The following is a 20,913-nucleotide window of genomic DNA, read 5'->3' on the forward strand; positions in this document are numbered from 1 at the left end:
AACGCCTACGAGCGCGCCTACACCGCTAAGCTAGCGCTCGCAGCGTAAACACCCCCGTGTCCACGAACCGGGGGTAGGCCCCGTCTTCGCTCTGACCTCGATGGCACGGGTGAGGTCCGAGGAGGTCGATGGCCGGTTGGACAGCGCGCTCGGCACGGCGACCGGCCGGTTCTCGTGGCTGGGATCCTGGACCTTGGTCACCGTCCTGGGCACGGGACTCGTCCTGCTGGTTTCGGGCCTGGGGCTCGGCCTCGCGGCGTTCGGCGCCACCGGACATGCCGCTCTCCTGAGCGCCTCGGTCGGCGGCATCGGCGGCCGCTTCCCGGAGCTGCTGGCTCTGATCGGCATCTCGGCGCTGCTGTACGGCATCGGGCCGAGGTGGCAGGGGCTCGCCTGGGTCATGTTCGGGTACGGGGTGATCATCCGATTCTTCGGTCAGTCGCTCCCGGATGCGGTGCAGCAGCTCTCGATCTTCCAGCACATTCCTCGGATGCCGGCCGAGGAGTTCTCGGTCGCCCCTGTCGTCTACCTCTCAGCGGGCGGCGTCGCTCTCGTCGGTGCCGCCCTGTTCGCGTTCCGGCGCCGGGATCTCTGAGCCCGTCACACCAACGCCCACAGCGGCCCTCTAGACGACGCGCACCTGCCGCCGGCGGAACCCGAGCAGTCCCAGCACGGTGAGCAGGACCGCCGCGCCTGTCACGGTCAGGAACGGTGCGAGGGTGAACTCTTCGATCGGTACGGCGGCCAGATGGTGCATCGGGGACAGAGCCAGGAGCCACGTGGGCAGGTCGAGCAGTGCACCGAAGAGGTCGAAGATGCCGATCAGCGCGACACTGGCCCACCCCAGGAGCGGCATCGCTCTCGGTATCCAGCCGTACAGGGCCACGCAGAGACCGAGCACGCCCAGCGCGGCCGGCACGACAGCCAGGTGAGCGGTGAGGATCTCTCGCACCAGGGCGCCGTCCCCAGTCACGCCGGCGGCGGCGATCCCGGTGCCCGATCCGGTGATCACGCTGATCAGCAGCACCCCGAGGGCGATGGTGACCACGTGCGCGGCGCTCCATCCGACGCGGCTGACGGGGGTCGCCAGCACCGCGTCGGTGCGGCCGCTGTCCTCCTCGGTGCGCAGAGTCTGCATCGCGTACACGGCGTAGGCGGCGGCGAAGACGGTCACGAAGGACCCGAGGAACGCCACGTAGCCCTGTACCAGACCCTCGCTCCCGAACACGGCCCGCAGCTCCTCCGGCATGCCCTCGCCCGCGTCGATCATCGACTGGGTGAACGCGCCGTCGATGACGCCGAGCAGCAGGATGCCGGAACCCCAGCCGAGGAGACCGCCGCGCTGCAGCCGAGCGGCGAGGCCCACGGGGTGGCCGAGCGACGCGCGTGCCCGGCCGGCGCCGGGGCGGGTGGCCATGAGGCTCGCTCCGAAATCTCGCCGGCGCTGCAGAGCGAAGGCCGCGGTGATGGTGACTGCCGCCAGAGCGACCAGCAGCAGCAGCGGGGCCCATCGGTCATGGACGTAGGGGGCAGTCTGTGCCGCCCACCCGAGCGGCGAGGCCCATGAGAGGGCGGAGCCGCCGACCGCGGCCATATCTCCCAGCGCGCGCAGGAGGAATGCGGCGCCGAGGACGCCGCCTGCCATGCCGGCTGCTGGCCGGGAGAACTGGCTGAGCTGGACGGTGATGGTCGTGATGCCGGTGAACGCCAGTCCGGTCAGGCCCGTGGCCACTCCGACCACGGCCGAGCCGGCGGCCGGATACCCCATGGCGAGGGCGACGGCGGTGACGAGCACTGTCGTCGCCGCATTGGCAAGGCCGGCAACGAGCAGAGTGGCCGTCAGGGCGGTATGACGCCCGGTGACATTGGCACGGATCAGCTCCGCCCGCCCGGACTCTTCCTCCCCGCGGGTGTGGCGGGTGACCAGGAAGATGCTCATCAGCGCCGCCAGGATGAACAGGTAGGGGACGTAGCCGGCCGCGAAGAACCGCTCGTAGGTGGGGGCGTCCATCCCGAAGGCCGGCCCGGTGAACATCCGGCCGACCGGCTGTGACAGCAGCGCGGTCATCTCGGCCAGGTTCTCCTCGCTCGGCGCCAGCTGGGGGAGTGCGGCTCCGATATACAGCACCAGCAGGCCGTGGGCACCGATCCAGACCGGCAGGCGGATCCGATCCCGGCGCAGGATGAGCCGGAGCATCGTGCCGGTCCCCGCCAATGTCGAGGAGCCGCCCGGGTCGGGTCCGCGCCGGGTGCGTGACGTCGTCGGCGCGGTCATCGGGCCGCCTCCTGCTCGAGGGTCGACCCCGTGACATCGTCGGTGGACCCCGTGGCATCGTCAGAGGAGTCGCCGTAATGGCGCATCAGCAGCTGCTCCAGCGTCGGGGGATGTGCGACCAGGGAGCGCACGCCGAGCGGCGCCAGGGCGCGGACCACCCCGTCGACCCGGTCCCCGTCGACCTGGAAGGACACGGTCGTCCCCTCGATGCTCAGGTCATGGACACCGACGATCCCGTCCAGACCCTCCGGGACCCGGTCGGTCTCGGCGACGAACGTGGTGCGCGTCATGTGGCGAAGCTCCGACAGGCTGCCGGTCTCGACGATGCGCCCTTGGCGCACGATCGAGATCCGGTCCGCCAGGGCCTCGACCTGGGCGAGGATATGGCTGGACAGCAGAACCGTGCGACCCGCCGCCTTCACCTCGCCGATGGCCTGCTGGAAGACTGCCTCCATCAACGGATCGAGGCCGGCAGTGGGCTCGTCGAGCAGCAGCAGGTCCACGTCCGAGGCGAGCGCGGAGATCAGCGCCACCTTCTGCCGATTGCCCTTGGAGTAGGTGCGGGCCTTCTTGGTCGGGTCCAGGTCGAAGCGTTCGCACAGGTCATCCCGGTGCGCCCGGTCCCACCTGCCGCGCAGCCGGGCGAAGATGTCGATCGCCTCGCCGCCGGTGAGGTTCGGCCAGAGCTCGACGTCACCGGGCACGTAGGCGAGCCGCCGGTGCAGCGCGACGGCGTCGTGCCAGGGATCGCCGCCCAGCAGGCTGACGGTGCCGCCGTCGGCGCGCAGCAGTCCCAGCAGCACGCGCATCGTCGTCGACTTTCCGGCACCGTTCGGGCCCAGGAAGCCGTGCACCTCGCCCGGCGCGACCTCGAGGTCCAGTCCGTCCAGTGCACGGGTGCTGCCGAAAGTCTTGATCAGGCCTCGCGCAGAGACCGCGGGGGTGTCGTTCATGGTGATCTCACTGCTCCTTCTCGTCGTCTCGTGCGGGGCCGTCGGGGCGGACGTCGGGAGGCTCGCGGTCGCCGCCTGCCTCGGCGTCCGCTGCCGCAGGGTCATCGAGGGCCGCGGACAGGCGGTCGAAGCTGCCCTGCTGCACCAGTCCTTGGGTGTAGAGCTCGACCGCCGGGCGCAGGTACCGGTGCAGGCTCTCCGGCGGGGTGCTGTCGGCGAGGAAGTCGGCCCCGAGCAGTCGATGCACGTGCTCGTGCAGGGTCAAGGCACCGAGGGACCAGATCACCAGCAAAGCGGCGCGGTCGCGCGGGACGGCGCTGGGCTTGATCAGGCCGGCTCGCTCGCCCTGGGCGAGGTAGGCCACGGCATCGTCGATCATGTCGTCGATCAGAGCCGACGTGTGGGTCCCGCCTTCGGTCAGAGCGCGGGTGAGGTAGCGCAGCAGCGGTCGCCCGTCCTGCATCCGACGCAGGGCGAGGAACGGATCGAACTGGCTCTCCTCGTCGACTGTGTCCTCCTTGCGCACACGGACCATGTGCGCCACGTGCTCGTCGCAGGCGGCGCGCAGTCCCTCCTTGGACTGGTAGTGATGCACGATCAGCGGTTGCGAGACGCCCGCCCGGGCGGCGATCGCCTTCAGGGGCGTCGCCCGGAACCCGTGCTCTCCGAACAGGTCGATCGCTGCTTCCAGGATCCTCTCCGCGCCGGTGGGTGCGCTCTCCGCAGTGGTCTCCATGGGGCGGCTCCTCGGTGGTGGTGACGGCTCGATCGGCGTGTGCCGACCGAGGGTGGGGGATGGGGCGGCGACTCAGCTGTGTCCCGCAGCGATGTTCTCCAGGACGCGGACGGCGGTGCCGGTGCCGTCCTCCTGCCGGAGCCGATCTGCGACGGCGGCTGCCTGTCGGGAGAACTGAGGGTCGACGACGAGCTGTCGAAGGCGGTCGGCGAGCACCGGGACGGTCAGCTTCCGCAGGGCCACGGGCTCCGGACCGGCTCCCAACGCTGCCACCCGCTGTCCCCAGAAGGCCTGGTCACCCAGCACCGGTGCAACCAGTGTGGGCCTGCCCGCCCTCAGCCCGGCAGCGGTGGTCCCCGCTCCGCCGTGGTGCACCACGGCGCTGACGCGTGGGAACAGGAGATCGTGCGGGGCTTCGTCGAGGGTGAGGATCTGCGGGGATGTCTCCTGCGGGTCCACTCCTCCCCAGCCGGTGGCGACGACGGCTCTGACCCCGGCCCGATCCACCGCCTCGGCGATGAGCCGGCCACGCTCGGCGGCGCGCTTGCCGAACCCCATGCTCCCGAACCCGATGTAGATGGTCGGATCGTCGGAGTCCAGAAACTCCGCCAGGTGGACCGGTGGTGTCCACTCGCTGCCGCTGCGGTGCCAGTAGCCGGTCACGTGCGCGGTGCCGGGATAGTCGGCAGGCACCGGCACGACGTGCTCGCTGAAGCCGTACAGCACCGGCACGCGCGACCCGTCGGCCGTGTGGAGGTAGTCGGAGAACCGGCTCATCGTCCCGAGGCCGAGTTCTTGGCGGCGGAAGGTATTGATCATGCCGCCGTAGGCGATCGCGCTGAATCGGGTGAGGTGGTAGCTGGCTCGATTGACAGGACCGGTCAGCGAACGGCTGATGAACGGGACGGGGAAGGCGCTCGTGGGGGTGAGGAACGGCAGCGGGATCGAGGCCACCACGGGGATCCCCAGGCGCTGCGCGATGTGGATGCCGCCGAGGGCCTTGGGGTGGGTGACGATCAGGGTCGGCTCGACTCGCTGCGCGGCACGCCACTGCTCCATGAGCGATGCCCTCATGGCCGTCGTCATGCGGGTGATGAGCCGGATGGAATCGGCGGGCCCGGCCATCTCGGCCATGCTGCCGCGCATGAGGCGGAGCATCTCGGTGCCCATCGGTTCGAACCCCGCGCCGCAGGCCTCGACATCGGGGCAGAACTCCTCCGGCGCACAGACGACGGCCTCGTGCCCCTCGAGGCACAAGCGCGCGGCCAGCGCGATATAGGGGTCCACATCGCCTCGGGTGCCGAACGTCAGGATCAGAACTCTCACGACGCACATCTCCTTCTGGTCCATCTGGTCGCGCTGCAGGAGTCGACTGGTGACGGGGTGCGGTGGATCTGTCAGTACTCCGGTTCCCGTCGGCTGAATACACGGTCAGCGTAGGACTGACTGAACAGTCAGTCAAGGCTATCGTGATCGTCAGTCGTTCCCGAGCTCCAGCCGGGCCCAGGCGTGACGGGTGAGGAGCGCCCCGACGACGGCGACCGTGAAGGGTGCGAGCAGAAGAGCGGGGTGGACGGCGCTGTCGGGGGCCGCCCACAGCACGGGGATCGCCCAGGGGATGAACCGGCCCAGGCCGAAGCCGGCGGCGATGTTGGTGACCACGACGAGCGCCAGGGTCGCGGCGATGCCGGCGAGATACCCATGACCCACCGTGGCGATCCACATGACCGGCAGGGCGCTGAGCCCGAGGAGTGCGGCGACCAGGAAGACGGCGAGCGCGCTGCGTGCCGCCCCGTCCCCGTGCAGGCCGAGTGCCAGCCCGGCGGCAGTGACCAGGATGCTCTCGGAGGCGGCCAGAAGGAGTGCCCAGAGCACGGCGGCGCACACCTTGGCGTCGGCGACGGTGGACCTCGAAGCAGGCAGTGCGAACAGGCCGACGATGGTGCCATCAGTGAATTCCCGTCCGACGCTCCAGGCCATGACGATGCCGACCGCAAGGAAGGAGGTGATGCCGACGCTCGTAGTGGCCAGGGCGGTGTAGCCGGCCCATCCGGGGGCGGTGACCAGGGTTGCCGCTTGGCGACCCATGTCGGTCTCCGTCGAATACTGGGCCGCGGCGAACCCTCCGGCCGTCGTGACGAGAACGAGGACCAGTGTCGAGACGGTCGCGATGCGGGAGACCGGGGCGCGGGAGAGCTTTCGTGCTTCCAGCGCATAGGCTGCCCGCCTCGGCGAGGTCATGGTCGGCCCTCGGCGATGTCGGCGGCCAGCACGACCTCGAAGAAGCGATGCTCGAGATCCGGTCCGTCCGGGGCGAGGGAGTCGAGGACTCGTCCATGGTGCAGGATGTCGACCTGGTCGGCGATCCGAGCGACTTCGTCGAAGTGGTGACTGGTGACGAGAGCTGCGCCCCCGTCGCGGGTGAATGAGGTGATGAGCTCGCGCAGCCCCACGACTGCCAGCGGGTCCAGACCGTTCGTCGGCTCGTCGAGGACCACCAGCTCCGGCCGGTGGGCGAAGGCGGCCGCCAGGCCGACCTTCTGCCTGGTGCCCAGCGAGAGCCGCGCGGCCGGGACGTCGAGCCAAGGGGTCATCCTCAGGATGTCCCCGAGGTCGCGGATCGACTCCTGGACCATGGGGCCGGAGGCGCCATGGAGTCGCGCTGCTGCGGCGATGTTCTCCCGGGCCGTCAGCTCGGGATAGGAGAACGGCATCTCGACCAAGTGGCCGACGCGGGCCCACAGGTCGCCTCGGGCGGACCCGATGTCCTGGCCGTGGATCCGGACGGATCCGCTGTCGGGGCGAAGCATGCCGAGCATCACCCGCAGGGCAGTGGTCTTTCCCGCACCGTTGAGGCCGACCAGGGCTCGGCACGAGCCGACGTCCATAGTCAGATCCAGTCCCTCCAGCACCGGACGTGCCCGCAGGGAGCGCCGGACGTCGATCACCTCCAGCGCGTGCTTCATCCTGCGTCCTGGATCAGGCTGAGTAGGCTTTCGCGCAAAGCCTGGTCCGCGAAGGTCCCGTCGGGCTCGGTGCCCCAATGGATCAGGACGGCCGTTGCCGCACCCATCACTGCTCCGGCCGCGGTGCGCGCGGCCACGGCGGACGTCCCGGGGGTGGTCAGAGCTTCGGAGATCGCCTCCTGGCTCGCCTGCCCGGACCTCCACAGCGCCGAGCGCAGATCGGGCGTCGAGGTGATCAGACGGAGGCGCCGACGAAACTGCGCCGATCGCATCTCCGCCGCGGCCTCCTCGTGCTGCATGGCCGACACCAGGCCTCGCACTGCCCGTTCGAGGGCAGGCAGCTGGGTCGGCTGGCTCGCGACCGCCGCGGCGATCACCGGGTCGAACAGGTCACCCACCACCACGTCCCCCTTGGACGGGAAGTGCCGGAAGAACGTCATGTGCGAGACGCCGGCTTCATGGGCGATCGCGGCCACGGACGTCTCGGCGTAGCCGTGCGCCTCGAACAGTGTCACGGCGCACCGCTGGAGTCGTTCACGGGTGGTGGCCGACGACGTCGTCATGCGGTGATGTTACTCCCTCACAGTGAGTGAATAACACCCTTTGTGCGTCGCGGAGCGAAGGGCTCTCGGCTCCCCGTCGAGACGACCTCGAAGACGGTCTCCGACGCCGTCAGCGTCGGCCACCCGAGTGCACGTGCACATGGAGATGCTTGGAGTCCTGGTAGGCACCCAGGTTGGTGAGCACGGCCGCGGCGCCGTGCTCTCGTTCGACGTCCCGGGCGATCTGCTGGACGGCGCTCAGCAGGGCGCGAAGGTCCGCCTCGTCCTCGGGGCCCACCGTGGTCAGCGAGGCGATGTGCCGCGTGGGGACCACGACGATGTGCACGTCCCAGAAGGGACGGGTGTGGTGGAAGGCGAGCACGAGGTCGTCCTCGTGGACCACATCCAGGGCGTCGGGGGCGGGGATCGCGACGTCGCAGTAGAAGTCCGTCCCGGTGTACGTCAGTGCATCAGCCATGCCCTCAGTATCGCGGCCTGGGCACCGGTACGCGGCCTGGCCGTGAGTACTCTGAGGTCACGATGACCGCGAAGGGGACCCGATGATGCAGCACGGTGCGACGATGACGGATCTTCAGGCCGAGCGCGACGAGGTGCTCGCGGAGCTGGCCGCCCTCGAGGACCCCAAGGTCCGCGCCATCAACGAGAGGCACGGCGACGATCACGGCGTGAACCTCACCAAGCTGCGCGGCATCGCCAAGCGACTGAAAGCCCGGCCCGATCTGGCCCGCGAGCTGTGGGGGAGCGGCGACAGCGCCGCGAAGCTGCTCGCGATCCTGCTCTCGCGGCCGAAGGAAGTCGAGCGGGAAGAGCTCGACGCGATGCTCCGCGAGGCCGGCTCGCCCAAGGTGCACGATTGGCTCGTGAACTACCTCGTGCTGAAGGGCCCCCATCGCGAGGCCCTGCGCGAGGCCTGGTTCGCCGACGCTGATCCCGTGGTCGCGAGCGCCGGCTGGGCGCTGACCAGCGACCGTGTCGTGAAGGATCCCGAGGGGATCGACCAGAGCGCGCTGCTGGATCTCATCGAGGCGCAGATGCAGGACGCTCCGGAGCGTCTGCAGTGGGCCATGAACACCTGCCTCGCCCAGATCGGCATCACCAACCCCGAGCTGCGCGAGCGAGCACGGGACATCGGGGTGCGTCTGGAGGTGCTCAAGGACTACCCGACGCCACCGAACTGCACCTCACCGTTCGCGCCGATCTGGATCGACGAGATGGTCCGACGGAACAGCGGAGGCTGAGAACTCGTCAGCTCGTCGGCTCGTCAGCTCGTCGTCCAGTCACCGCTTTCGATCGCGCCACCACGCAATGTGACCAGGGGCGCGACCCGGACCAGGGAAACGGGCCTCGAGCGCTCCGCCGCCGGAGCGGTGCCCTGGCAGACCCTCCCTGATACTCGGCCGCGCGGCCTACGGTGGACCCATGGACACCAGGGCGGAGATCCGCGACTTCCTCACCAGCCGTCGTGCCCGGCTGACCCCCGAGCAGGCCGGCGTGCCCACCTACGGCGGGGTGCGCCGGGTCCCCGGCCTGCGACGGGAGGAGGTCGCGCATCTCGCCGGGGTCAGCGTGGACTACTACAACCGCCTCGAGCGCGGCCGGGCCACCGGGATCTCCCCGGAGGTGCTCGAGGCTGTGGTGCGTGCCCTCCAGCTCGACGACGTCGAGCACGAGCATCTGCGCAATCTGCTCCACGCCGCCCGACCCTCGCCGCTCCGGGCGCCGCGATCGCGGGCCCGGCAGGCGGTCCGGCCCACGGTCCAGAAGGTCCTCGACGCACTCGACGTGCCGGGCTTCGTGCAGAACAGCCGCCTGGAGATCGTCGCGGCGAACGCTCTCGGCGAGGCCCTCTACGCCGACGCGGAGGGCGATCACCGGCTGACGCTGCCCTTCAGCATGCCCCACTTCGTGTTCCTGGATCCTCGCAGCCCGGACTTCTACGGTGACTGGTCGCGGGTGGCCCGCAACCAGGTCGCGCTGCTGCGCACGCGCGCCGGCAGGACGCCGGACGACCCGGAGCTGCTCGCCCTCGTCGGGAAGCTGTCCACCCAGTCCCCGCACTTCCGCGAGCTCTGGGCCACGCACGACGTGCTGAAGTACCGGAAGGGGCCCAAGAACTACCACCACCCCGTCGTCGGTGATGTCGAGTTCATCGGGGAGTCCTTCGACCTCTCCGAGGACGAGGACCTCGCCCTGCTGACGTACACCTACGAGCAGAACTCCCCGACGGCCCAGGCGATGACCCTTCTGGCCAGCTGGATCAGCCCGGCCGTTCTTCCGTCCTCGTAGCAGGTCGCAGTCAGCTGCTCAGGTGCGGGCGGCGACCTCGACGAGCAGGGCCTTGTGGTCGCTGCCGGTGACCGTCTCGAACCGTGACACGCCGCCGATCACTCCGTCGGATGCCAGCGCGTGATCGATGCGTGCGAACGCGGGAATCCGTGCGCCCGCCGGCCAGGTCGGATGCCATCCCAGTCCATCGCCTTCTCGCCTCGCCTCGAGGTCGTGCAGCTCCCCGCCAGCAGTCAGCTCTCGCATCGTGTGGTGCTGGTCGATCGCGTTGAAGTCCCCGACCAGCAGCAGGTTCTCCTCGTGGAAGGGTTCGGCGAGGCGGCCGACGGCGGCGGCGTCGTCGGTCCAGACGTCGGCCCCCATCTGCGGTGGCACGGTGTGGATCACCCCGAGGTGCCAGTCGGTGCCGTCGACCGTGGTGGTCGCGATGAGGTTCTCGAACCGGGTGCCCTCGGCGCGCGCCGCGAGCTCGACCGGAGTACGGGAGAGGAGCATCGATCCGCTCGCATCGGTGTCGGCGCTGCCCAGCTGATGCGGGAACTGGTCCAGGATGCCCGCGCCCGCGAGCTGCTCCTCGAATCCCGGTGTGTACTCCTGCAGAGCGAGCACATCGACGTCAGGGGTGATCAGCTGCGTGACCTCGTCGAGGTCCGCGCTCCCGTACTGGAGGTTCAGCGAGAGGACCGTGAGGGTGCTGCCGACCGCGATCGGGTAGGGCTCCCTCTCGCCCGGTGGGAGCAGCGGCCAGGCGAAGACCGTCATCGCGACGACCAGGACGGCTGCCCCGAGCAGTCGCCACCATGCGCGCAGCACGAGGATCAGGCCGACGCAGCCGACCAGCACCGGGATCCACAGCAGCGGGATGAACGTCGCCGCGGCGATCACGAAGTGATGCCAGCTGTGCAGCTCGGTGACTTGGCGCAGCACCAGGAGCACCGCCGATGCGAGCACTCCCGTGACCAGCAGAACCCACCCCAGGATCGATACCCCCATACGAATCATGCGGGGAGTCTATGAGACGGGCGGGCCGCCCGGATGCTCGCCGAAGGTGCGTGGATCCACGGGACGCTTCGCTCGCGGCAGCCCCTCGACGACGAGCAGATACGACTCGGTCACCAGCTCTCGGATCAGGCCGGCGTCGAGCGCGCCGCCCGGCTCGAGCGTGATCCAGTGCCGTTTGTTCATGTGATAGCCCGGCGTGATGTCCCGGTGGGCCTGACGCAGCGACTCAGAATCCCGAGGGTCAGCCTTCAGAACCACGATCTGCTCGCCGCGCACCTCGGTGAACAGCAGGAACATCGTGCCGATCACTTTGAAGACGTCGTACTCCGGACCGAAGGGGCGGGTCGCCTCCGCTGCCGGGAGCTCCTCGGCGCGCTGGCGGGCGATCTCCTGCAGGGCGTCACCGTCCATGGTGCTGCGGCTCCTTCGTGGTCTCGGCGGTGGGCACCGCGTGATGGTGTAGCTGCCTCACCGGCAGGACGAGCACGGAGATCGACACCAGCACCAGGACGCCCCAGAGGGCGGTCCGGGCATCGGTGGCGTGCATGAGGGCGCCGAGCACCGGGATCAGGAGAGGGCCGGCGCCCGTGGTGGCGATGCTCCAGGCGGAGCTGCTGCGGGACATGAGGTGGTCCGGGGTCAGCTCCATCCGCAAGGCCGTCGTGGCCGAGTTCGTGATGGATGCGAAGAACAGCAGCCCGGTGAGGGCGATGATGAGCATCACCAGGCCGACGTTCCCGGGCGGGGCCAGCGGGATCAGCAGGTACCAGGGTGTGCGCAGCGCACTGGCCCACCAGACCGCCCGGCCCAGGTCCCAGTGCCGGGTCACGCGCCCGGTGACCCACGCCCCGGCCAGTCCTCCGAGGCTGGGCAGTCCCATCAGCAGGCCGTACTGCGTCGCGCTGAAACGGAGCTCCTCCAGATAGAAGATCTGAGAGATGGGGGTCATCGCGGCGACTGCGCCGGCGAAGATCAGCCAGGACAGGAACAGCCGGCGCAGCAGCGGGTCGGTCACTAGGAAGCGGCCGCCGGCGAGAGCTTCCGGGATGCGCCGGGCGCCCTGCGCGGGAATCGGGGAGGGGCCTTCAGGGCGGGGGATGCCTCGCACCAGGGCGGCGCTGAGGATGAATGTCGCGGCGTTGCCCAGCACGAGGATCGCCGGTGAGGTGGCGCCGGCGATCACGCCGGCCGCGACCGGGCCCAGGACGATCGAGAGCCAGGCGGCGGCCTGCAGCTTGCCCAGTCCGTCGGCCCGGTGGGCAGGGCTCAGCAGTGACTTCATGTGCGCAGTGCTGGCGCTGCTGAACAGAATCTGCATCGCGGAGTTCACACCCAGGGCCACGAACAGCCACACCGCGTGGAGCGATTCGGTGAGGAGCAGGACGCCGACGACCATGAACATCGCCGAGCGCACCAGATCCGCCCCGATCATCATCGGACGCTTCCGGCGGAACTCCGCGATGTAGCCGGCCGGGAAGGCGGAGACCAGCAGCACGGCAGCGCTCGTGGTGGCCAGCAGGGCGACCGTCGCCGCACTCAGCCCGAGCTCGTTGATCGCGATCAGCGGGATCGCCACCGTCCCCAGAGCGGAACCGGTCTGGGCCAGGATCGATGCACTGAACAGCCACCGGAATGCAGGATCGCTGAAGGCGCTGTCGGATGCTGCCGGTCTGCTCATCGAGCTCCTCGCGCCATTGTTCGTCTCGAAACAGGTCACGCAACACTACTGGCGTCGGGGCGGTGCCGTGCGAGAAACAGGTACAGAGGTCACCAGGTCGAGCGGGCGTAGGGCGCAACCGCTGGGACATCAGACATGGGTGCTCGGGAGAACGGCAGTGGTGCGGGCGCCTGCGATGCCACGTGTCCAGGGACGTCGGCCAACAGATCCTGGAGCCTGCCGGTGGTGACCCAGTGGAGCAGACGAGTCAGCCCAGCTTCTGCGTGCTCGGCTTCAGCCGTGGAAATGAGTTCTCGGGAGCAGGCTTCCTCGAACTCGGGACGATCGATCACGCGATAGCTGCCATCGGCGGAGACCAGGACGTCGAGGAAGAGGTCGACGGCGGTGGCGTCGGCCCCCACCCACGTCAGTGGCGTCGACACGTCGCAGTTGACCGCGAACATCTCCCCGATCGCACCTGTCTCGATCAGGTCGCCGTCCACGTCGAAGGTGGCGTTGAGCTTGAACCACTCATCCGCGAAGGCGTAGTGGCGAAGAACCAGATGAGCTGCTGTCGGCTCGCCGACGACGGGCTCACGCGTCTGCCCCAGGTACATCTCGTCGGTACGCACCAGGACACCGGACTCGGGCACCCCGAAGACGCGGACGTCGGGTTCGTCGGGGTGATAGTCGAAGTCGCGCACCGTAGTGAAGCTACTGCATAGGGCCGAGCCAGCGTCAGCTCACGGATTCCTCGAGAGGGTCAGTGAACAGCACCGCGCGAGCAGCTCTGGTTGCTCAGTGCCAGGTTCCGTCCCAGTCGTACAAGGGCGCGCTGGTTTCGTACTCGCGCAGCTCCTTGATCAGCCCGTCCTCGTGGCGTGAGATCGTCGCGCCCTCGAAGGTGCCACGCTGTCCCCTCCATGTGCACTCGAAGATCCATTGCGCTGCTTCTCGCTCCGACGTCGAGAAGTGATCGGTGAGAGTCCACGATGGCAGGCCACCAGCTGGAAACGTCTTCTCGATCAGAGCCTTTCCTGGAATGATCGCTCCATGGCTTCCACAGTGGTCTCCGTCCACGTCAGTGCCGATCACACCTTCAGCAAGGATCCGGCTCGCGCGATCGAGCTCGACGAGGGGATCGGGGTGCGCGGAGATGCGCATGCCGGCACCACGGTGAAGCATCGCAGCAGAGTCGCCCGTGACCCGGATCAGCCCAATCTGCGACAGGTCCATCTGATCCACCGGGAGCTGTTCGAGGAGCTTGCGGCCGACGGGCACGCCGTCGAGCCCGGCCAGCTGGGGGAGAACATCACGACCGCAGGCATCGACCTCCTCAGCCTCCCGGTGGGGGCTCGCCTGCACATCGGCGACGCGGTCATCGTGGTCACCGGGCTGCGGAACCCGTGCCAGCAGATCAACGACTTCCAACCGGGGCTGCTGAAGAGGGTGCTCCGCAAGGACGACGCCGGTGAGGTCCAGCGGCTCACCGGCGTCATGGGCATCGTGGCCCGCAGCGGCACGGTGCGCCCGTCGGATCCGATCACGGTCGAGCTGCCGCCGGAGCCCCATCATCCGCTCGCCAAGGTCTAGCTCCTGCGGCGATAGATCCGGTACTCGATGCCGACGGGAACGTCGAGTTCTCGTTCCAGCGAGCCGAAACGGTCCTGTGCCCATGCCGTGATGCGCTCGGCAGCCCGGGCACGTACTTCCCGGCTGGCCGTGGATCGGTAGGGATTCAGCAGCATTCGATCGATGACCTGCCCGAGAGTACGCCGGTGGGCACCGTCGATCCGGCGAACCGCCGCGCGATTTATGCCGGCCAGCGCGAATGCGTGATCTGCATCCTCGGGACTGTTCAATCCTCTGGCCTGCCCAAGAGTGACCGTCTCCATGCCGCCGATCTCCTCGTCGATTCGGGCCGAGATCTCCCCGAGCTCGGGATCCGACTGATGGGCGCCGCCCAGAGCCAGCAGCACGGTGCCTCCGGGGCGGACCACTCGGGCGACCTCACCGATCGCTCGGCGCCACTCGTCCACGACATGCAGCACGTGGGCAACATGAGCTCCGTCGAACGAGGCATCGGCGAAGGGCAATGCCGTCACGTCGGCCTGCAGGACCCGATGTGCTGGCAGGCCCCGGCTGCGAGCTACAGCCAGCATGCATTCGTCGACATCCGCCAGTACGACGTCCAGCCCCGCAGCGTCGAGGGCAGAGGCGTAGATCCCCGTCCCGCCGCCGGCATCCAGCACGGTTCCGTCGAACTCCTCGGCATACAGCGCCCGGAGGGATGACCATCCGGCCTCCCCGATGTCGCGCTGGTCATCGTGCGCCGCGATCTCCGCTTTCGTCATGGAGCGATCCTCGGCTGCCTGTCCACTCATCTCGATCTCCTTCGGGAGTCTTCGCCCACGACGGTGCGCAGACGCTCCGGTGCGGCATCGCGTCCGGGCGCCCATGCGTCGTCCCGCCGAGGGAGTCTTCGCCAGGGTAGAGGCTCGTGCTCCCAGAGGGTTGACCTCAAGAGAGCTTGAGGTCGAATGATCGGTGCATCCATCCGAGGAGATGACCATGGCTGATCCACTGCTCCTGAACGAACCCTTCGCAGAGCTGCTCCAGGGCATCGCCCAGTGCGCCACCTGCGGCGTCGAGTACGACGCGGCATCGGTGCCGGCGATCTGCCCCGTGTGCGCCGACGAGCGGCAGTATCTTCCGCCCGACGGCGTGCAGCGCTGGCACGCACCGACCGTCGAGTCCGCCGGCATCGAGGTCGTCGAGCTCGAGGAGCGTCTCTTCGCCCTTCGCGTCGACGGCGGGGTGGGCATCGGTCAGGAGGCGAAGGTGCTGGTCACGGACGCCGGCAACATGATGGTCGATGTGCCGGCCGCGATCACCGCCGACGCTGTCGCCCAGGTCGCGACGCTCGGACCGATGCGCGCGATCATCCCGAGCCATCCGCATATGTTCGCCCTGCAGTCAGCATGGTCCGCGGCTCTCGACGGCGCAGAGGTCTGGATCGCTCGAGCCGACGCCGGCTGGCTCGGACGCGCCCCGGGGAACCTCCGACTCTGGGACGGTGAGGAGGAGGTTCTCCCCGGCGTCGTCGCCGCCCAGCTCGGAGGGCACTTCCCCGGCAGCGCCGTCATCCACTGGGAGGGAGACGACGGCCGGGGCGTCCTGCTGTCGGGCGACACCATCGCCCCGAATCCCGACGGACGCACCACCACCTTCATGTACTCCTACCCGAACCGCATCCCGCTGTCCGGCCCGGTGGCCCTGCGGGTCGCAGGCGGTGCCGCACGTTTCGCCTTCGATCGTCTGTACGGCAACTTCGCCGGTTCGATCCTCTCCGGAGCACGGGAGGCGGTGCTGGACTCCGCCGCCCGGCACGCTGCGTGGACGAGCGGGGACCACGACGACCTCACCGGGCCTGCGGGGAGATCCGGCTGACAGCGGCTACGGCAGGGAGCAGCCAGTATCAGGCAGGCTCGACCGACGTCATCATGACGCAGTTCTTCAGTCCCTTGGGTCGGTCGTAGCGAAAGCCGAGCCTTTCGTACAGCCGACGGGTGCCGTTGTACAGGAACGACGACGACATCTTCTTGGTCTGGTCCGGTGGCTCAGGTCGTAGGGGTAGCTCTCCACACGTCCACCCCCGGCGCGCGCACTTCTCCTGACTGGGCGATGTGGCATCGTCGGTGCATGATCACCGCGCTCACGAGAGGGTCGCTCGACTCATGTGCGTCCCTCTACGCCGACACTTTCAATGCGCCGCCGTGGAACGAGTCGTGGACAGTTCGCGACGCCGCACAGCGACTCGAGGACGCCTTTGCCACGCCACGGTCCTTCGGCGTGTGCACGTCGAGTCCGGACGGTGACGTGCTCGGATTCGCTCTCGGTCATCTGGAACGCTCAGGCGCCGACGACCACTTCCTCCTTCAGGAGCTGTGCGTTCGCACGAGCGTGCAACGGCAGGGGTATGGCACCGAGCTCCTGGAGGCTCTTGCCGACCGTCTCGACCAGGCCCTGAACTGGTACCTCTTGACGGCGCGTGACAGCGACGCAGCGGCCTTCTACGAGAAGAACGGATTCCGCCCGGCCGGACGCATGGGAGTCTTCGTTCGGCCTTGACGGTGGGTAGCGGGACTACGAAGAGTGGTCCTTGATGGCGTGCGGTACCGGGCGGCACCTCGTGCAGTTGAGTCCCGCATAGTGGTATAGCGCGGTGGCCCTATGATCGTCCCGGACGAGGACGCGGCCTTGTGACCTGTGGTGCGGCACGCGGGCAAACCGCACAGGTTCTCGCGAAGAGGTCACGATTCTCAGGAGCGCCGTCGAGACAGCCTCGTTGGCGCGATTGTTGGCACGAAGCTGCAGGCAAGGCTGCTGGGCTGTGGCTCAGCCATGAAGCTGCGGCGCGAACTCATCGAAGACGAGCGCGGCGACCTCTGCCGACGTGCTGTGGTCGGTGTCGACGACGAGGTCGTATGACGGGAGCCGATGGAGTTCTCGCGCCAGTCGCTCGTGGTCGCCGAGGTGCCAGGTCAAGGCACGGTGCTGGCTCGGGGTGTACCGACCACGCAGCCGATGTTCTGCCACCTCCAACGACGCGGTGAGATGCACGACCCGAAGGGGAATCTCAAAGCACTGTTCGTAGCGCTCCAGGTCCTCGGCCCGGGTGATCACTCCTGCGACGATCGGTGTCCGCGGTCCGGTCCGGCGGTAGTTCCTCCACACCGCACGAATGTTGTCGGCCTCGGTCAGTACGTTCTGGGGGTCCGTGGGAGCCGGAGGCCATGAGCGGTGGAACCAGTCCACATCGAAGAGGCTGAACGGGAGCTCGGCCTCGGCGAAGAGGTCAGCGAGGTGGTCGAGCGTCGAGGACTTGCCCACTCCGTACGAGCCGTTGAGGAAGATCCCGAACTCGCGACTCGTCATGGCTGGGAGCCTATCCGGACCTCTGCGAGCGGGCGCGTCGTGGAGGAAGGCGCCGTCTCCGGCGCTGTGCCCGTCGGACAGATGCGCCGGACATTTGACACGCGATGGTCGAGAACCTCGGTACCGGCCGACGTGTCCGGAACATACATCATGTTGTAGGTTCTTGCGCGATCTGTCCACGGTGAGACGCCGTGACCTGCAGCGCCACCAGTAAGGCCCGGGCCCAGATTCTCATCGAGTTGTCCGATTCCTCAGAGGTGACGAGGTGAGCGAGTCGTTGTCCTCGTCTCCAGGGAAAGCGCGGCAAGATGGCCGGGTGACCAATGAAGCTCAGCTTGTCGAGATCTACGAGAGCGTGCGCAACTTGCCGTACGACACGGCCGCCGCGCACGACGCAGCCAGCTTGCGTGACCAGGGGAGGGGGAACTGCGTTGCCAAGGCGGACCTGCTCGCTGAGGAACTGAGCGGTGTCGGCGTTGAGTGCCGGCTGATTTCCTGGGAGTACAAACTGCCCGTCCTGGTGGACGTGCAGCATGATGTGCCATTCGATTCCGATGTCCACACGGCCGTCCAGGTGCTTCTCAGCGGCAAGTGGATCCTGGTCGACGCGACCCACGACCCGGCACTCGCGGAACTCGGCCTCGCAGTGGGCCACTGGGACGGAGCGTCGGCAACTGTGCCCGCCTACCAGGCCGTCGGCTCCGTCTTTCCGCACGGGCGCGGCGGACTCTCACGAGAGCTGGATGAGGCGCTGGAGCGAATCGGTCAGCAGGTCGAAACGGCAGATCCGGAGCTGATCGCGCGGTATCAGCATGATCTGAATCAGCTGTTCGAACGGCCTCGGTCGCAGGCAACGTCCGAGGGGACGATGCCTGCTGGACGCTGACTGACGCACGTCAAGACGGACGAGGCTCTGGACCGTACCGGAGAAAGCAATGGTGGCCTCTTCAGCAAGGACCTACTCTCTCAGCATGGAAATCCTCCGACTGGCCGGCCCTCCTGGAGTCGGCAAATCCACCATCGGCTGGGTCATCGCGCAGCAGGCGGGCGACGACGGCAGCCCGACGGCCTATCTCGACATCGACCAGCTCGGTATGTGCTATCCCGCTCCCAAGGGAGACCCGGAGCGCTGGCGGCTCAAGGAGCGGGCCTTGGATGCGATCTCGTCCGCGCTCCGCGACCACGGGGTCCTGCGGCTGGTGGTCTCCGGAGTGGCGTGCCCGGAGCCCGGAGGATCCTCCGCCATCGACCGCAGGTGGTCCGACGACCTCCCTCTGGCTCGATGCTCCGGCCGAGGTGATCCGCGATCGTCTGGCCCCGCGCGGGTGGAGCGAAGATCAGCTGGTGGACACTGTCCAGATCGGTGCTGCCGAATCCGATCGCGCACACATGTCATGGAAACGTGTGCCGATCGGTACGTTGACCCTTGCCTACAGCGTGGAGGCAGTGCAAGCTGCATGGTCCCATTCTGCTGTGGAGCCCCTCGAGCACCGTGGCGCGCACGTTCCGGTCGACGCCTCTCGGTCGCCCGGCGACCGTGCAGAGCCCTCGGTCGTGTGGGTGACCGGACCGCGATGTGCGGGAGTCTCGAGCGCAGGGTGGAGCCTCGCGATGGACGCCTGGGGCAGAGAGCGGCGTACCGGCTTCGTCGACGCCGCGCAGGTGGGCTTCCTCCAGAACCTCAAGGGCGAGTCGAGCTCTGCACAGCTCGCGCTCCATCTGGTCGCAATCCTGATCCGCGAGTTCGCCGCCGCCGGTGCCGCGGAGTGCATCGTGGTCGCACCGCTCGAGTCGCCACCCGACGAGGTCCGCAGCGTCTTCCCCAAGGGCCGCGTCTTGCTCGTCCGGCTCGACGTCGCGCCTGAACAGATATTCGCCCAGGCTCTCGCTCGCACCCGCGGAGGTGGTTCGGTCCAAGCCGGCGATGACCTGCTCGGCGCGTCGAGAGAGACCGCCAAGGCGGTCGCCGCGACCGCGGCTGAGCAACACTTCTGGCCGCCGCGGCAGGGTGGGCGCGTCCTCGATGTCAGCGGATCGGATCCCGTTCAGGTAGCCGAGCAGATTCGCGCGGCTGCCCGCTCATAGCGACGACACCTGAAAGCCAAAGGTCAGATCAACGGCATTTATCGCTGCGGCAGCCCCTCCAGGTGCTCTGAGGTGTGTCCGTCGTCACGCTCGGGCCTCCTCCTGCGGCGCCATTACATCGTGGGCTGGTCGGATCGGGCTGAGCGGAATGAGCACCAGCAAGGCGAACCCAGTGAGTACATAGCTCGAGGCGACGAGCGCCTGCCACACCGGCAGACCCATCCCAGTCAGGCTGTTTCCTGGCATGGCGTAGCCGACGGGGAACAGCACAGTGGCCAGGACTAGGGCCAGCGAGAGAATCCACGGCCATTTCAAGCGTGCCCGAGCGATCGAGATGGCGAACACGATCGCGGCCGGGCCCAGCCAGACCCAGTGGTGGGTCCATGTCACCGGCTGGCCGAGCAGACCGGCGACGCCCAGCACGAATGTGACCTTGAGCAGATCACGCTGCCGTGCAGCGATGACGACTCCGAGGACAGTCAGAACCAGCAGGCAGCACCAGCAGAGGATCACGGCGAGATCGATGCCCTGGCCGAAGCCGAACCGCGGCAGAGCGCCGCTGAGGTTCTGGCTGAAGATCTCGGAGCGCGGTGCGCCGCCGGACATTCGCGGGAAGGTCTCGAACCAGAACGTTGCCGCGTTCTTGGGTATGACGGCGAACCCGATGACGATGCTCAGAAGGAAGGAGCAGACGGCGGCAACTGCCGTCTTCCACCTGCGTAGCAGCAGGAGCCCGGGGACGACGATGCCAGCTGCCAGCTTGATCGCAATCGACACCCCTAGCTGTACTGACCGGGGACATTGATCAACCGCGTGAAGGGCGGCTGGTTGGCGCAGGCCGTGTGGGGGAGGAATTGTCAAGACCTGTGGATTGGGGCTCAGCTACCGGAGCAACAGCAGGCTCTTCATCTGCTCGTGCTTCCTACAGATCGCGGTCACCAGCGTCGCATCCAGATCGACGGTCGATGGGCCGCTCTCGTCGCACGCTTCCCAGCCAGGCACAAAACCGTCGTCCGCGCAGCTTAACGGGCCGCACCGATCGGCCCCTTCGCTGCATCCACATCGCCTGCCAGCACTGTCAGCGGTCGGGAGCGCGTCGTGTCGGAGCCGACCGGGTTATACGCCTCAATCCCGGCCCGCAGAGAGGAGACCTCCGCGAGACGGTTGGCGCCGAGTGCCACTGTCATGGCCGTGAAGAGCCTGCCCGGGTGATGCCGCGCCAGCGCCCTGCGCCACAGCAGCAGGGCGCTCGCCATCTGCAGATTGTCCTCGGTAGTGCTAACCGCTTCTGTCAGCCCTCGCCCGCGTTGCGGGGCCTCCGCGACGTCGATTCGCCCCCATGGTTGCCAGCCGGCATTATAGCCTTCACGCTAGAGGAGCTCTTTGAAGTTGCTGGAGTGCTCATGAACCAATTACTTCTTCTTTCCGAAACACCCGCGCGGTTGCCTCAGA

At 68.1% G+C, this 20,913-nt stretch carries 24 protein-coding genes; 8 read left to right on the forward strand and 16 right to left on the reverse strand.

Translation table 11 applies throughout. The features are described 5' to 3' along the window. Positions 1–100 precede the first annotated feature (100 nt). The gene (locus ABD093_RS18860; protein WP_343926470.1) at positions 101–595 is read left to right on the forward strand and encodes a hypothetical protein; all 495 of its coding nucleotides are present in this window, start codon (positions 101–103) and stop codon (positions 593–595) included. Between the two features lie 30 nt (positions 596–625). Here ABD093_RS18860 and ABD093_RS18865 read toward each other — a convergent pair whose 3' ends face one another. The 8 genes from ABD093_RS18865 to ABD093_RS18900 form a co-directional block, all read right to left on the reverse strand. Next, complete coding sequence (locus tag ABD093_RS18865; RefSeq protein WP_343926472.1) at positions 626–2,275, reverse strand: ABC transporter permease; 1,650 nt, start codon at positions 2,273–2,275, stop codon at positions 626–628. Next, on the reverse strand, positions 2,272–3,228 hold the full coding sequence (locus ABD093_RS18870) for an ABC transporter ATP-binding protein (RefSeq protein WP_343926474.1): 957 nt from the start codon (positions 3,226–3,228) through the stop codon (positions 2,272–2,274). The genes ABD093_RS18865 and ABD093_RS18870 overlap by 4 nt, the downstream gene beginning before the upstream one ends. A gap of 7 nt (positions 3,229–3,235) precedes the next feature. Then, on the reverse strand, positions 3,236–3,964 hold the full coding sequence (locus tag ABD093_RS18875; protein WP_343926476.1) for a TetR/AcrR family transcriptional regulator: 729 nt from the start codon (positions 3,962–3,964) through the stop codon (positions 3,236–3,238). Positions 3,965–4,036: 72 nt separating this feature from the next. Continuing rightward, the gene (locus ABD093_RS18880; protein ID WP_343926478.1) at positions 4,037–5,290 is read right to left on the reverse strand and encodes a glycosyltransferase; all 1,254 of its coding nucleotides are present in this window, start codon (positions 5,288–5,290) and stop codon (positions 4,037–4,039) included. Positions 5,291–5,440: 150 nt separating this feature from the next. After that, positions 5,441–6,205 (reverse strand): ABC transporter permease, encoded by a 765-nt coding sequence (locus tag ABD093_RS18885; RefSeq protein ID WP_343926480.1) that lies wholly within the window; start codon positions 6,203–6,205, stop codon positions 5,441–5,443. Beyond that, a complete protein-coding gene (locus ABD093_RS18890) occupies positions 6,202–6,930 on the reverse strand; it encodes an ABC transporter ATP-binding protein (protein WP_343926482.1) in 729 nt (242 codons plus the stop codon). Before ABD093_RS18890 ends, ABD093_RS18885 begins: the two co-directional genes overlap by 4 nt. Beyond that, complete coding sequence (locus tag ABD093_RS18895) at positions 6,927–7,493, reverse strand: TetR/AcrR family transcriptional regulator (RefSeq protein ID WP_343926484.1); 567 nt, start codon at positions 7,491–7,493, stop codon at positions 6,927–6,929. Before ABD093_RS18895 ends, ABD093_RS18890 begins: the two co-directional genes overlap by 4 nt. Positions 7,494–7,602: 109 nt before the next feature. Next, a complete protein-coding gene (locus ABD093_RS18900; RefSeq protein WP_343926486.1) occupies positions 7,603–7,950 on the reverse strand; it encodes an HIT domain-containing protein in 348 nt (115 codons plus the stop codon). Positions 7,951–8,053: 103 nt separating this feature from the next. On the opposite strand from ABD093_RS18900, the gene ABD093_RS18905 reads away from it, so the two are divergent. Both ABD093_RS18905 and ABD093_RS18910 read left to right on the forward strand, forming a co-directional pair. Next, entirely contained in the window at positions 8,054–8,731 is a 678-nt protein-coding gene (locus tag ABD093_RS18905) for a DNA alkylation repair protein (protein WP_343926488.1), read from the forward strand. 181 nt (positions 8,732–8,912) lie between these two features. Beyond that, positions 8,913–9,779, forward strand: a complete 867-nt coding sequence (locus ABD093_RS18910; protein WP_343926490.1) for a helix-turn-helix transcriptional regulator — start codon at positions 8,913–8,915, stop codon at positions 9,777–9,779. Positions 9,780–9,797: 18 nt separating this feature from the next. Here ABD093_RS18910 and ABD093_RS18915 read toward each other — a convergent pair whose 3' ends face one another. The 4 genes from ABD093_RS18915 to ABD093_RS18930 form a co-directional block, all read right to left on the reverse strand. After that, positions 9,798–10,781: an endonuclease/exonuclease/phosphatase family protein gene (locus ABD093_RS18915; RefSeq protein WP_343926492.1), complete on the reverse strand. Its 984-nt coding sequence runs from the start codon at positions 10,779–10,781 to the stop codon at positions 9,798–9,800. A 9-nt stretch (positions 10,782–10,790) separates the two neighbouring features. Further along, positions 10,791–11,192, reverse strand: a complete 402-nt coding sequence (locus ABD093_RS18920; RefSeq protein ID WP_343926493.1) for an MmcQ/YjbR family DNA-binding protein — start codon at positions 11,190–11,192, stop codon at positions 10,791–10,793. Continuing rightward, positions 11,182–12,459: an MFS transporter gene (locus tag ABD093_RS18925; protein WP_343926495.1), complete on the reverse strand. Its 1,278-nt coding sequence runs from the start codon at positions 12,457–12,459 to the stop codon at positions 11,182–11,184. Before ABD093_RS18925 ends, ABD093_RS18920 begins: the two co-directional genes overlap by 11 nt. A gap of 89 nt (positions 12,460–12,548) precedes the next feature. Continuing rightward, entirely contained in the window at positions 12,549–13,142 is a 594-nt protein-coding gene (locus ABD093_RS18930; RefSeq protein WP_343926497.1) for a DUF402 domain-containing protein, read from the reverse strand. 349 nt (positions 13,143–13,491) lie between these two features. On the opposite strand from ABD093_RS18930, the gene ABD093_RS18935 reads away from it, so the two are divergent. Continuing rightward, positions 13,492–14,031 (forward strand): MOSC domain-containing protein, encoded by a 540-nt coding sequence (locus tag ABD093_RS18935; protein ID WP_343926499.1) that lies wholly within the window; start codon positions 13,492–13,494, stop codon positions 14,029–14,031. Here ABD093_RS18935 and ABD093_RS18940 read toward each other — a convergent pair. After that, positions 14,028–14,822, reverse strand: a complete 795-nt coding sequence (locus ABD093_RS18940) for a class I SAM-dependent methyltransferase (protein ID WP_343926501.1) — start codon at positions 14,820–14,822, stop codon at positions 14,028–14,030. The two genes, ABD093_RS18935 and ABD093_RS18940, sit on opposite strands and share 4 nt — an antisense overlap. 187 nt (positions 14,823–15,009) lie before the next feature. On the opposite strand from ABD093_RS18940, the gene ABD093_RS18945 reads away from it, so the two are divergent. Together ABD093_RS18945 and ABD093_RS18950 are read left to right on the forward strand one after the other, a co-directional pair. Continuing rightward, positions 15,010–15,888 carry an MBL fold metallo-hydrolase gene (locus tag ABD093_RS18945; protein ID WP_343926503.1) on the forward strand — a complete coding sequence of 293 codons (879 nt, stop codon included), beginning with the start codon at positions 15,010–15,012 and terminating at the stop codon, positions 15,886–15,888. 252 nt (positions 15,889–16,140) lie between these two features. Beyond that, on the forward strand, positions 16,141–16,569 hold the full coding sequence (locus ABD093_RS18950) for a GNAT family N-acetyltransferase (protein ID WP_343926505.1): 429 nt from the start codon (positions 16,141–16,143) through the stop codon (positions 16,567–16,569). A gap of 267 nt (positions 16,570–16,836) precedes the next feature. Here the strand turns inward: ABD093_RS18950 and ABD093_RS18955 are convergent, their stop codons facing one another. Further along, complete coding sequence (locus ABD093_RS18955) at positions 16,837–17,376, reverse strand: phosphotransferase-like protein (protein ID WP_343926507.1); 540 nt, start codon at positions 17,374–17,376, stop codon at positions 16,837–16,839. 316 nt (positions 17,377–17,692) lie between these two features. Between ABD093_RS18955 and ABD093_RS18960 the strand changes: the two genes are divergently transcribed. Then, complete coding sequence (locus ABD093_RS18960; RefSeq protein ID WP_181869284.1) at positions 17,693–18,262, forward strand: transglutaminase-like domain-containing protein; 570 nt, start codon at positions 17,693–17,695, stop codon at positions 18,260–18,262. Positions 18,263–18,987: 725 nt separating this feature from the next. Further along, a complete protein-coding gene (locus ABD093_RS18965; protein ID WP_343926509.1) occupies positions 18,988–19,461 on the forward strand; it encodes a hypothetical protein in 474 nt (157 codons plus the stop codon). An 84-nt stretch (positions 19,462–19,545) separates the two neighbouring features. Here ABD093_RS18965 and ABD093_RS18970 read toward each other — a convergent pair whose 3' ends face one another. Continuing rightward, the gene (locus ABD093_RS18970) at positions 19,546–20,322 is read right to left on the reverse strand and encodes a glycosyltransferase 87 family protein (RefSeq protein WP_343926511.1); all 777 of its coding nucleotides are present in this window, start codon (positions 20,320–20,322) and stop codon (positions 19,546–19,548) included. A gap of 161 nt (positions 20,323–20,483) precedes the next feature. Further along, entirely contained in the window at positions 20,484–20,717 is a 234-nt protein-coding gene (locus tag ABD093_RS18975) for a hypothetical protein (protein WP_114359129.1), read from the reverse strand. Positions 20,718–20,913 lie beyond the last annotated feature (196 nt).

The sequence above is a fragment of the Brachybacterium tyrofermentans genome (assembly GCF_039526165.1).
Lineage (GTDB): Bacteria > Actinomycetota > Actinomycetes > Actinomycetales > Dermabacteraceae > Brachybacterium > Brachybacterium tyrofermentans.

Coding starts and splice junctions, on each gene's coding strand:
- ABD093_RS18915 (WP_343926492.1), bottom strand. CDS start 10,781: ATGATTCGTATGGGGGTATCGATCCTGGGGTGGGTTCTGCTGGTCACG.
- ABD093_RS18965 (WP_343926509.1), top strand. CDS start 18,988: ATGGACGCCTGGGGCAGAGAGCGGCGTACCGGCTTCGTCGACGCCGCG.
- ABD093_RS18945 (WP_343926503.1), top strand. CDS start 15,010: ATGGCTGATCCACTGCTCCTGAACGAACCCTTCGCAGAGCTGCTCCAG.
- ABD093_RS18950 (WP_343926505.1), top strand. CDS start 16,141: ATGATCACCGCGCTCACGAGAGGGTCGCTCGACTCATGTGCGTCCCTC.
- ABD093_RS18975 (WP_114359129.1), bottom strand. CDS start 20,717: ATGGCGAGCGCCCTGCTGCTGTGGCGCAGGGCGCTGGCGCGGCATCAC.
- ABD093_RS18890 (WP_343926482.1), bottom strand. CDS start 6,930: ATGAAGCACGCGCTGGAGGTGATCGACGTCCGGCGCTCCCTGCGGGCA.
- ABD093_RS18895 (WP_343926484.1), bottom strand. CDS start 7,493: ATGACGACGTCGTCGGCCACCACCCGTGAACGACTCCAGCGGTGCGCC.
- ABD093_RS18885 (WP_343926480.1), bottom strand. CDS start 6,205: ATGACCTCGCCGAGGCGGGCAGCCTATGCGCTGGAAGCACGAAAGCTC.
- ABD093_RS18935 (WP_343926499.1), top strand. CDS start 13,492: ATGGCTTCCACAGTGGTCTCCGTCCACGTCAGTGCCGATCACACCTTC.
- ABD093_RS18925 (WP_343926495.1), bottom strand. CDS start 12,459: ATGAGCAGACCGGCAGCATCCGACAGCGCCTTCAGCGATCCTGCATTC.
- ABD093_RS18875 (WP_343926476.1), bottom strand. CDS start 3,964: ATGGAGACCACTGCGGAGAGCGCACCCACCGGCGCGGAGAGGATCCTG.
- ABD093_RS18860 (WP_343926470.1), top strand. CDS start 101: ATGGCACGGGTGAGGTCCGAGGAGGTCGATGGCCGGTTGGACAGCGCG.
- ABD093_RS18870 (WP_343926474.1), bottom strand. CDS start 3,228: ATGAACGACACCCCCGCGGTCTCTGCGCGAGGCCTGATCAAGACTTTC.
- ABD093_RS18900 (WP_343926486.1), bottom strand. CDS start 7,950: ATGGCTGATGCACTGACGTACACCGGGACGGACTTCTACTGCGACGTC.
- ABD093_RS18920 (WP_343926493.1), bottom strand. CDS start 11,192: ATGGACGGTGACGCCCTGCAGGAGATCGCCCGCCAGCGCGCCGAGGAG.
- ABD093_RS18905 (WP_343926488.1), top strand. CDS start 8,054: ATGACGGATCTTCAGGCCGAGCGCGACGAGGTGCTCGCGGAGCTGGCC.
- ABD093_RS18865 (WP_343926472.1), bottom strand. CDS start 2,275: ATGACCGCGCCGACGACGTCACGCACCCGGCGCGGACCCGACCCGGGC.
- ABD093_RS18940 (WP_343926501.1), bottom strand. CDS start 14,822: ATGAGTGGACAGGCAGCCGAGGATCGCTCCATGACGAAAGCGGAGATC.
- ABD093_RS18955 (WP_343926507.1), bottom strand. CDS start 17,376: ATGACGAGTCGCGAGTTCGGGATCTTCCTCAACGGCTCGTACGGAGTG.
- ABD093_RS18910 (WP_343926490.1), top strand. CDS start 8,913: ATGGACACCAGGGCGGAGATCCGCGACTTCCTCACCAGCCGTCGTGCC.